The 924-nt window shown below is 30.2% G+C and carries 1 protein-coding gene; it reads left to right on the top strand.

The window, feature by feature from the left end; all coding sequences use genetic code 11:
• Window positions 1-82 precede the first annotated feature (82 nt).
• Window positions 83-904 (top strand): IS982 family transposase, encoded by an 822-nt coding sequence (locus VB264_RS25035; RefSeq protein WP_323254143.1) that lies wholly within the window; start codon window positions 83-85, stop codon window positions 902-904.
• The last annotated feature ends 20 nt before the right edge of the window (window positions 905-924 follow it).

The raw sequence follows: 924 nt of genomic DNA, 5'->3' as shown, positions 1-924 counted from the left end.
TAATGTAAGTTGCGTAGTATTATAAAAAGTAAAACCTTTCAATATTGGCTTAAATTTGGTTTGCCAACTCAATTTATCCTCAATGAAAGATTTTACGATTGCAATTTATTGTTTTATAGATGATTTATTACTAAAAATTGATAATAACCCCATAGATAAACGCCGTAAACTGAGTAACTCTCAGGTAATAACAACCGTTATTCTATCAGCTAAATACTTTTATGGTAATCAAATGTCAGCCTGTGGTTATTTAGAAAGTCATTACGGTTTTTCAATTCCTGACAAAAGTAACTTTAACAGAATTTTACATAGTTTAACAGAGCTAATAGCCGAATTATTCTCTACTTTGGGGGTAATCTTTAAAAAACTTAACTTAGAAAGTGTTTATCTTATTGATTCTTTTCCAGTCTCTGTTTGTAAAAATATACGTATTTGTCGAACAAAATTGATTAAAGGACAAGAATTTAGAGGGTACAACACCTCTAAAAGAGAATATTTTTATGGGTTTAAAGTTCATCTCATTACTACTGGAAAAGGTATCCCTGTTGAGTGTATGATAACAGCGGGGAGTGTTCATGACAATACTTCTTTCCAAATGATGGATATAAATCTTCCTAAAAACGGAGACTTATATGGAGATGCAGCCTATATAAATCAACAGCATAAAGAATTATTATTAGAATTCAACCAAATAAGGCTTAAAGTGGCTACCAAAAAGAACTCTGTGATAAAAAATACTTGGGCAGAAGAACTTGAAAATCGATATTATAGAAAAACAATTGAGAATACTTTTGCAGATATTACAGCAAAACTCCCTAAAAAGATTCATGCTGTCACTGCAAAAGGGTTTTTATTGAAAATTCTTTGCTTTATTATCATGTATATACTCGATAGACAGTTTTAACACTACGCAACTTACATTAA

This window comes from Arcicella aquatica, from assembly GCF_034928825.1.
GTDB lineage: Bacteria > Bacteroidota > Bacteroidia > Cytophagales > Spirosomataceae > Arcicella > Arcicella aquatica.
This window is presented reverse-complemented; position numbering and strand designations above follow the sequence as displayed.